The sequence below is a fragment of the Agrobacterium sp. Ap1 genome (assembly GCF_017313375.1).
In the GTDB taxonomy this organism is placed as follows: domain Bacteria; phylum Pseudomonadota; class Alphaproteobacteria; order Rhizobiales; family Rhizobiaceae; genus Neorhizobium; species Neorhizobium cellulosilyticum.
In genome coordinates this window covers 735,228-744,039 of the sequence record NZ_JAFLMY010000001.1, presented here as the reverse complement: position 1 = coordinate 744,039, position 8,812 = coordinate 735,228, and the positions used below count along the sequence as shown (strand labels likewise).

The 8,812-nt window shown below is 57.3% G+C and carries 5 protein-coding genes and 1 tRNA gene; 1 reads left to right on the top strand and 5 read right to left on the bottom strand.

Annotated elements, in window-relative coordinates; genetic code table 11:
- The first annotated feature begins 238 nt into the window (after window positions 1-238).
- Window positions 239-315, top strand: a tRNA-Met gene (locus JZX87_RS03375).
- Window positions 316-599: 284 nt separating this feature from the next.
- Here the strand turns inward: JZX87_RS03375 and JZX87_RS03370 are convergent.
- The 5 genes from JZX87_RS03370 to JZX87_RS03350 form a co-directional block, all read right to left on the bottom strand.
- Complete coding sequence (locus JZX87_RS03370) at window positions 600-1,787, bottom strand: Wadjet anti-phage system protein JetD domain-containing protein (protein ID WP_206823842.1); 1,188 nt, start codon at window positions 1,785-1,787, stop codon at window positions 600-602.
- Complete coding sequence (locus JZX87_RS03365; RefSeq protein WP_206823840.1) at window positions 1,784-5,257, bottom strand: SbcC/MukB-like Walker B domain-containing protein; 3,474 nt, start codon at window positions 5,255-5,257, stop codon at window positions 1,784-1,786. Before JZX87_RS03365 ends, JZX87_RS03370 begins: the two co-directional genes overlap by 4 nt.
- Window positions 5,244-5,885, bottom strand: a complete 642-nt coding sequence (locus JZX87_RS03360; RefSeq protein WP_206823838.1) for a DUF4194 domain-containing protein — start codon at window positions 5,883-5,885, stop codon at window positions 5,244-5,246. Before JZX87_RS03360 ends, JZX87_RS03365 begins: the two co-directional genes overlap by 14 nt.
- Window position 5,886: 1 nt before the next feature.
- Window positions 5,887-7,398, bottom strand: coding sequence for a Wadjet anti-phage system protein JetA family protein (locus JZX87_RS03355; protein ID WP_206823837.1), 1,512 nt, complete (start codon window positions 7,396-7,398; stop codon window positions 5,887-5,889).
- A gap of 553 nt (window positions 7,399-7,951) precedes the next feature.
- Complete coding sequence (locus tag JZX87_RS03350) at window positions 7,952-8,698, bottom strand: IclR family transcriptional regulator (protein WP_206823836.1); 747 nt, start codon at window positions 8,696-8,698, stop codon at window positions 7,952-7,954.
- Window positions 8,699-8,812: the final 114 nt, after the last annotated feature.

The window sequence follows — 8,812 nt, the reverse complement described above, 5'->3', positions numbered from 1 at the left end:
GGCAATGTAACAATCAATCTTCTCGACACTCCTCGGCCCAAGCCGAACATCCAATTGGGCCGCCTAAGCGGCCCTTTGTCGTTTAAAGGTCTTTGCAGGGCAAAACCAATGAAGGATCGCTCACAGGCGCAAGCCGGTGCGCCCCTTACAGGAGACAAAACCCAATGGGTTTTGCTCCGGCACAGTCCGCCAACGCAAGACGTTGGCGTAGTCGCGCAAACCAAAGGTTTGCGCTTGGCGCGGGGTGGAGCAGCCCGGTAGCTCGTCAGGCTCATAACCTGAAGGCCGCAGGTTCAAATCCTGCCCCCGCAACCAAATCAAAAATGCCGCCCTTAAGGCGGCTTTTTTGTTTTGGTAAACGGGTCGAGGATTTAACCCCTAATCAGGGGCCCACAAGGATCCGTAGCCGACGATGGGGGACAAAAAACCTCAAAGCCTGCCACAGCAACAAAAACAAACTTGTAGCATCTTCCAGTCAGCCTCCGCTTCGGCTTAGGGTTCTGCATCATCATCGTCCGCATCAAGACTTTCGATGTTGATGAGAATATCCTGTTGCCGAAACAGACCGCGAGGTTAGCGGCAATGTGTCAAGCGGCCCCTTAGCCCGGCAAACAAGGTGATAGGCTTTCCTGCTCGAGAACCAGCCCGGTTTCCCTCAGCGCGCACCATAGATGTTCAATTGCACTGCCGGAGGCATCTTGCCGGGGGAGGGGGTACCTGCCGGTCGCAGCGACACCATATTGTGTAAGAATAGCAGCGTCCATCAGATGCGGCTGCAATTGCACGCCCTGCGCCTGCAATGCTTTTTCGATATGCCTGAAGATCCGCACCCCGCCTGCATCGAGATCGCCCCAGTGATAGCAAGCGGTACCGGCTTCGCGACAAAGGCGGGTGATCTGCCGGAGATGGCTGCGGGCCGGGAAGCCGGCGGTGTAGAGGATTAGGCCTTTCTGGCTGCCATTGCATTCACGGGCATGACGAATGAAGGATGTATAGTTTTCGATCGTCAGGACATAGTCGACGGCATGGGAAAGCCTGATTGTCGCGGCCTGATCGGGAGGAAAACCGTAATAGGACAGCGGCGGCAGTAGTACGCCGTCGATTGCGACGGGTCCGCTGAGCTGAAGTGGCTGCGGCATTCGCGAAACGCCGAATGTGGCCAGAGCCTCGTCCGTGTCGAGGCTTTCGGGTGTTCGCTGGCCGGGATAGAGGCGGGAATGGATGGCGACAACGCTTGAGGCCAGATGGTCGAGCGCCTTGCTGCCGGTATTGACGGAGCGACAAAAGCTGCGGAAATCGATGGCGACAGCAGCCGGGTCGCTTGCCCTTTCCTGTAAACCGCGAGCAAGCCGAAACACATCCTTCAGGCTCGCCGTATCATTCGGCATGATCCCGAATTTCCGGACATTACGCGACCAGGCCGCGCCGATTTCGTCGAACACCTCTCGCGCCGTTTCGGGCAGATTCGGAAGCTCGTAGAAATCGGTCAGCAGGGTATGGACCTGATGGTGGGAAGGCACCCGGCCAAGATGACGATAGAGGATGTCTGCATCGACAAGCCTGATCCGCAGGGCCATGTCAGCGGAAGCTCTTGCCTTCTCCAGTTTCACCGCCCCCAGCTTCTCGGCCTTGCGGAGTGTCTCGATAAAACGATCACGCGCCTCCACGCTCGAAAAGGCTGCTTCGTTTGCATAACCGAAGAGAGCTGCCACACCCGGCTTTGCCTCATATCGGTCGAGCAGATTTGCGAGAAGCTTGCCGGCATCCCCAAAGCTTATGTGTTTCATGTGCCCGTATCCAGGCCGGCAAGAAGTTCCGAGCCGCCGGCCTTTATTCGGTCAGCCAGCTGGGCGTCGGTCATGTATTGTGGATTGCCGGCGCGCATAAGGTCCTGCGCATAGGTCTTGATCCGGATGAACTCGGTGGTTGCCGCATTGCCGTGACGAAAGACGTCGGCGATACTGTCCATGTTTTCGTAAACGACGGCACGTTTTTCCGACGGCGCCGCAATCACGACCTGCAGGCCGATATCGCTGTAGAAGCCGAGCAGGGTACGCTGATTAGGTCCGTCCATCTTGCTGAATGCTTCATCAAAAACGGCAAGCCCAAGCCCGAAATCCGCCCGTTCGGTGTGTCGACCTGCGCTATGGTAGATACTTGCCAGTGCCGCACCAATGATGACGTAATAGGGCACCTGGCGCTCTGCGCCGCTTGCCGTACCCTTGCGGCGTTCGTAGCTGGTTTGCAGACCCGTCTCGATGTTGCGTGTCGTCAGGTCGAACGAATAATAGTTCCGGTAATCTTGGTAGACGGTGAAATCCAGAGTCTCGTCGTTCAACAGCCTTTCGACCTCTGCCAGGGCTTGTGCATGTTGCTGGTCGCGCGGCGCTTCATGGCTGAACAGGGATTCGAAGACGCTCTCGTCATCCTGACTTGCCTGTGCCAGCTGATAAAGGCCCGATAGTTCAGGCTTCGGACGGGCATTCAGCGTATAGATCTCGTGGTTGAAGGGGCGGGATTTCAGCGCCCGGGCAAGCGTGTCGAGTTCGCCGGCCAGCTTGTTGAAGCGGTTGTTGAGTTCTTGCACGAAAGCTGTTCGCAGAAGGCGGCTGATCTGGCTTGCTGCTTCATCCGCCTGCTGCCTGTAGCGGATCAGCTCGTTTGCCTCCAGCATTGCGGTATTGGTTTCGATCCAGGCCCTGATCTCGGTCGAGATGGTCGCAGGTCCGATCAACGGCGCGGTGTTATCGAAGTTCAGCCGATAATGTGTAAGAGCATCGCGCAGCTCTCCTTCGCAGGCGCGAGCTTCTTCCTTTGTGTCTTCCGCGCGTTTCCTCATATCCGTTATGACGTTGGCAAGGATTTTGGGGCGCTGGGCAAGATATGTTTCGCGAAGTGCGGCGAGTTGGGCGCGATTTCGAATTCTCTGCCGAAAGAGGTCGCGGCGCATTGAAAAATGGGCCCGTGATCCAAGCTGGTTTCCAACACCACCGAGCGTAAGGCGTATTTCTGTCAGACCGGCCGTGAGCTGGCCGCGTTTTACCAGGCATTCACTTCTGTCGTCCCGGACGTTTTGCAATCTCTGCTTTATCTGTTCAAGAGCAGCCCTGAGGGCCGGATCTATGCTCGACACGACCCGATCGATCTGTTGCTGCAGATCTGCACGTTTTTCATCAAGCTGGTTGATTTCAGAAGCGAGGCTTTCCAATTGGTCGGCAGCCTCGACCGGTTGCATCAAGGCCTCCAGCCGCCTTGCCAGGTCGTCATAGAACTTCTCGTTCTGAACATGATTGTCGATCAGCCCGCGCTGCTCCTGGACCTGCCTTGCAAGATCCTCCTGCATCAGCGGCGCTGCAGCACGGCCGATCTTCAGGCCGCCCTGAGCATGCAGGACTTCCACGACCATATCATTGTTATAGGTGCCGTCCTTCATGATGGCACGGCCGCCGTCCATGAGCTCTGACTGGGCATGGGCAAGGCGCACTTTTCCAATACGGAAATCGATGAAGGCGGCTGCAAGCGGATCGTCGCTCTTCATGACGCCTGCAAGCGAGCCGGGTTGTGCTTCCAGTGTCCTTGTTGCAAGACGTCGCGTGTTGATGACGCGGCAGCCGCGGAAACCGTTTCTGTCGGCCCGCAGGATTTCGACAGCGCGCGCGGCATGTTCCGGATCGACGATGATGGCTTCGCGGTCGCGGGCAAGCAATGCCTCCGCGGCATAACGCCAGTTTTCGTCGATGATTTCGGTGACTTGGCACAGGGCGCGTGGACGCATGCCCTCTCTTTGCAAGGCGCTGATAAGTCTCGCCGTCGCCGCCTCCAGCGGCACCTGGCCCGAGCGTGCGTCCTGTAATCGGTCCTGTAACCCTTTCAGCTCTGTCTCGAGGTTCTTGCGCCAGGTGATTGCCTCGTCGCGCCGCTCCAGCAACTTGGTCTGGCTCGAACCCGCCTGCGCTCTGGCGGCTTCGATCAGATGCTCCATTTCTGTCGGGTTACGGGGCCATGCGGGTGGGCTGTGATCTCCGGTTTTCAGGCGAATGGTGTCGAGTGTCTCGAATAACCGCCCGAGTTTCAGGGGCGCCAGCTTTTCGCGATAATCGAGAAGGGATACCGCGCGTATCGTATCCACAAACCGTTGTTGCAGCCGGGTCGACGTGGCAGAGCGGGCCTGTTCCTTCAACCTGAGTCCTGCGGTCAGCAAGGATTTCTGCGAGGTCACGTCCTGTGCGGCGATTTGCGCCTGAAGGATTTCCTCGTCTTCGACAAGCAGTTTGTGTTCGTCATCAAGGCGGGTGATTTCCGACCTCACGTGTTCAAGCTCGACAGTCATCCGGCGGAGTGTGCGAAGTTTTGCAACAAATGCCGCACCGGATTCGATGAGTCCCGCCAGCCTTTCGACACCACGGGCAATATCTTCCTGTTCGAGCAGGACCACATATTCACCAACCAGCTTCTGCATGATGCGCAACGCTTCAAGGCGTCGCTCTAGTTCGTGGATGTCCTTCTGGATATCGCGGTATCGCTGGATCGATTCCCGCAATTCACCGATGTCGATGTCATCCTTTTCCAGTAGGAAACGTCGCACGAAATCCTCAACCGACCGCATCTCCTCGAAAGACAGGGCGGTTATGAAAGCGCGGATGAAACGCTCCGGATCGCCGTGCCTGCGGCCGGTAAAAAGAAGGCGCATATATTCGCGGATGAAATTGCGCGCGACGTCCGGTCTGAGAAGCGTGGTTCCCTGTTCCGCGCAGGCCTGTTCAAGCCTTGAGCGGACAAGTGGCCAAGATGCCGATCGTTGTTGCCCGTCGGGCAAATCCTCGATCAGCATATCGGTGTGAACACGGACTCCCTGGGCGACATAACGGCCGACGACCTGGGCATCCTCGGTGGCCGATGCCTCGATGCAAAGCCCTATGCTTACGGGTTTGCGCAGGCCATCGGGATCATCGAAGACGAGCGCTATATGGGTGACGGATTGCTCGCGAAGGACGTGGTGTTCATTCAGCTGTCCCAGGCAGTAACCGCGTAAGGTCCGTTCCGATCGGCTGCTGCCGGTTTCGCCAGCAGAGCGGTTGAAACGATAGTAGCGGGTGGAGCCCCCGGCCATGACGGCCTGAATAAGGTCGATCAGCGTCGATTTTCCCGACGTGTTCTGGCCGAGGATTGCACTATTGCCGGAAATATCGAGGTCTCTCTGTGGAAGAGGTGCCATTGCACCAGCGAGATACGGCTGAGCTGCATCATTCGGCGGCATCCTTGTCTTCCTCGGAAAGTTCTTCGTCACTGTCCTGAAAATCCGGACCAGACAGGAGTTGTTCGACGCCAGTCAGGTGCTGCGTGCCACTCACCGTGTCGACGAGAGCCCGGATAATGAGGGGCATGTCATGCGCTTCGTCATCAAATTCGCCGAGCCTGACGATCGCCCGTCTTTCGAGGGATTGTACGAGATTTCTGAATTCGGTTATTCCCAGCGCAGGCCTGCGGCTGCCGCCCACCATGTCCTGATAGGCGTCGTAAGCCTCGTTGAGCGTTGTCAGCATGTTTCCGTATTTTCCGAGATCGCCTTCGCCCCAAAGCCGGCGCATGAGGAGAAGAACCAGCGTCTCGTCAATTCGCATCCGCGGGCCGGTGATGACTTCCGTATCGGGAAGAATGCCGGCCCAGCCTTCTATGTCGCGCACCACGAGGCGATAACCCGCGACTTCGAAATAGCTTGCCACGAGTTTTTCAATGTCCGGCCGCAGGAGCGTCTCCATCATGCCGGGCGCGCCGCGGTCGTCGAGATGAAAGAACTGATGGCGCAGCAAGTGATTGATCACATGGGTGACGCGCTCCAGACGTTTCGAGTCGCGTTCACCCAGATTACGGAATTCGATGAGCATCTCAGTTTTCCCGGTATGTATTGGAGCGGGTGCGGGCAACGCTGAAGTCCGCGCATTGCAGCCAGTCATTGTCGACGATTGCATCCGCCACCGGTGTGAGAATGAACCGGGTAGCAAGGAGATTGGCCAATGGATTGTCGCTCGGCTTTTCCGGCGCATTCGAATGGGCGATCAAACGTAGTGCCTCGAAAGCCAGGAAATCGTCGATCGTGTCGAGCCGGAAGCGGCTGGCCCGGGTTTCACCAATCGCGGATACGCGACTTTCGAGGAAATGCATGACCTGTTCGGGTCTGACGGCCAGCCTTTGCATATAAATACGTTCGAGATGTTTTCTCAGTTCCCAGACTGGATCGACCGGCGGAAGCGCCAGTACGTCGCTGACAATCGGCTGGCGCGTATTACGCGGGCGGGCGAGAAGAAAAGGCGAGAGAGGCGGCAGGCGAGGCTCAATCATGCCCGGTATCGTGGCCTCTGCCCTGCCTGCGGCAATCAGTTTATCGAGCCTGAGCAGGACCGAGCTGCTGCGAAGAAGAGAGCCGCCGCTACGGCGTCCGGCATATCGCACGGTATTGCGCAATCGGGTCTCAAGTCTTGCCCGATGCTGCTGAATGGCTTCGAAAGCATCTTCTATCTGGTCGAAGACGTTGCGGATACGCTGCAGGTCGTCGTGAACCAGTTCGCGGGCACTGGCAATCTCGGTTGAAAGACGCGCTTCCAGATAGGCATCCGCGATCGCTCCGATATCCGCGATGTTATCCTCAAGCGTGTTGAGTGCCTCGATAATTCTGTAACGATAGCGGTATGGATGAGAGGTTGTCGTTATTGCGGCATAGTCCTGCAGCAGAACCCGCTCGACGAAATCTTCGAAATAGTGCTTGAGGCGGTCGCTGATGTTTTCGCTGGCAACGACCTGTTTGTCGATTTCGCGCAGGGCCGACAGGACGCTGCGCATGTATCGTCCGAAAGAGGCGGCATCGCGTGCGGCCTTGTGCAGACCCAGCGCATTTTCACGGGCGTTCAGTTGCAGATGGTCGAGGTTGGTTTTTACCTGCACCACCAGGCCGCCGAGCTGTTCCGAAACGCCGGCAGTCAAGCCACTCAGGAATTCCGCAAGGCGCATTGCACCGGGTGGCATATCGACGGTGATCTTCAAACCATAGTGGATCGGCTCAAGCCAGCCGGTTGCTATAAGGCGGTAATAGATATGCCGAGCTCGCATCATAGCGTCGCTGCTGGCGATCGAATCGGCTTTCTCGTTGCGGCGCCGCCGGATCCGGCGGCCTCTTCCCGTTGCAAGCTGATCCAGCACGATAGGTCTTTCGTCATCTCTCCACAGGTGAGGCTGTTCCGCCAATCGATCGTAGATCAGCGTGAGCAAGTCGTTCTGACTGGGGAAATACAGGTCGGCCTGATAAAAACGCTCGTAAATTTTGGCGATGACGTTCTCATAGATATGTCTGTTGGAGCCGGAAAACACCGTGAATATGTCGGCGTGCAATTTTCCAAACAGCATCGGCACTTCTTTCGCCTATGGTCGATCTACTGCCATTTCGCAGGCGCGCGTATCCGGTCGTCGAGCCGCTTGGATGCAGATCGTGACACACGACACGCCTCGATCAGCGTTAAACTGAGTGCCAGAAATATTGACGCGTAAACATGCGGAAAATCAATTTATGGTTGATTAATTTTGCCTGGTCATCGCGGTCGTGTGGTGTGGTAGCTATGCCACCAATACGGATCGGCTTTTATCTGAGACCGTCAAGGCAACCGCTTCCCTTGATCCGGGCAGAGGATGGACGCAATTCCCTGATGTTCTGGTACGCGCAACGGCGCTTGAAACGTCTGTAAAATCGCTTCCTGACACCGGAATACCCGTTATCAGAGTAATTTATGTACCGTTGTAAAACTCGCATGGAGCTGCCAGACGCTGGGTGGCTTACCGGCGGAAAAATCACGCAGATAAAGCAACTCTCGGAGTGCCTCGGTCAATTCGCTCATGGTTGAAGGCTCGACGGCGTAATGTGTCCGCCGGAGGCTTATCGGCAGCTGGTTTTCCCGCGGGCCGGTTAGTCCAGATGTCTTTGCAGGCTTCCCATCAGCGCTTTAAGATCGGCAATACCTGTGTCGTTCGGCAAAAGAAGCGAGATCGCTGCCTGGCTGTTGAAGGTGTTTGCCTTTTCGGCGGGGAAGGCGATCGTCTTGATCTCGCCGCCGCCGCCATGTTTTCTCGTGCCGAAGACGTAACCTTCCGTCTTCAGCATGGTGATTTCCTGCATGACGGTCTCTGCGTCGACGCCCCATTGGCCGTAGCGCTCTGTGTTGATCTCGATGATCCGGTCGCGGGCAGCTTCCTCCATCTGCGCCAGGACGCAGACGCCGCCCAGCCCGACGCCCAGCGGCAGACGCCCGCCGACGCCTTCAAACAGGGCCTGCATGGGAAGGGTGCCCAGCGCAAAATCCAGACAGACGGAATCCAGCCCCGAGCGCACCATCAGATAGCTCGACAGTCCCGTCTCTGCGCTGATGCTGATCAGCGCCGGGCGATAGAAGTTCACCATGTCGTTGATGCTGTGCGACTTGTTGGCCAGTGCATAGATGCCGGGGCCCAGTCGATAGGCTCCGCGTCGTCCGGATTGCTCGACAAGACCGAACTGGCCGAGTGCGACAAGCGCCCGGTGGACGGCGGATTTGGCATCGTCCAGCTGTGTAGCGAGGTCGGAAAGCGTCAGCCCCGGCGGATTTGCATCACCGAGCGCCATGAGGATCTCGGCCGCGCGCATGACGTTGCTCGACGATTTTTTTTCAACGCTCAATCAACGTCCTCCAAAGGCAATGTATCGGCCTGCACGGTCTTCGACAGTGCAGGCCGATACAGGTTCAAGCTGTGAAACGTTTCCACCCGGCTTGTCAATTCCGGGTGGAATGCA

Coding starts and splice junctions, on each gene's coding strand:
- JZX87_RS03360 (WP_206823838.1), bottom strand. CDS start 5,885: ATGCTCATCGAATTCCGTAATCTGGGTGAACGCGACTCGAAACGTCTG.
- JZX87_RS03355 (WP_206823837.1), bottom strand. CDS start 7,398: ATGCTGTTTGGAAAATTGCACGCCGACATATTCACGGTGTTTTCCGGC.
- JZX87_RS03370 (WP_206823842.1), bottom strand. CDS start 1,787: ATGAAACACATAAGCTTTGGGGATGCCGGCAAGCTTCTCGCAAATCTG.
- JZX87_RS03365 (WP_206823840.1), bottom strand. CDS start 5,257: ATGCCGCCGAATGATGCAGCTCAGCCGTATCTCGCTGGTGCAATGGCA.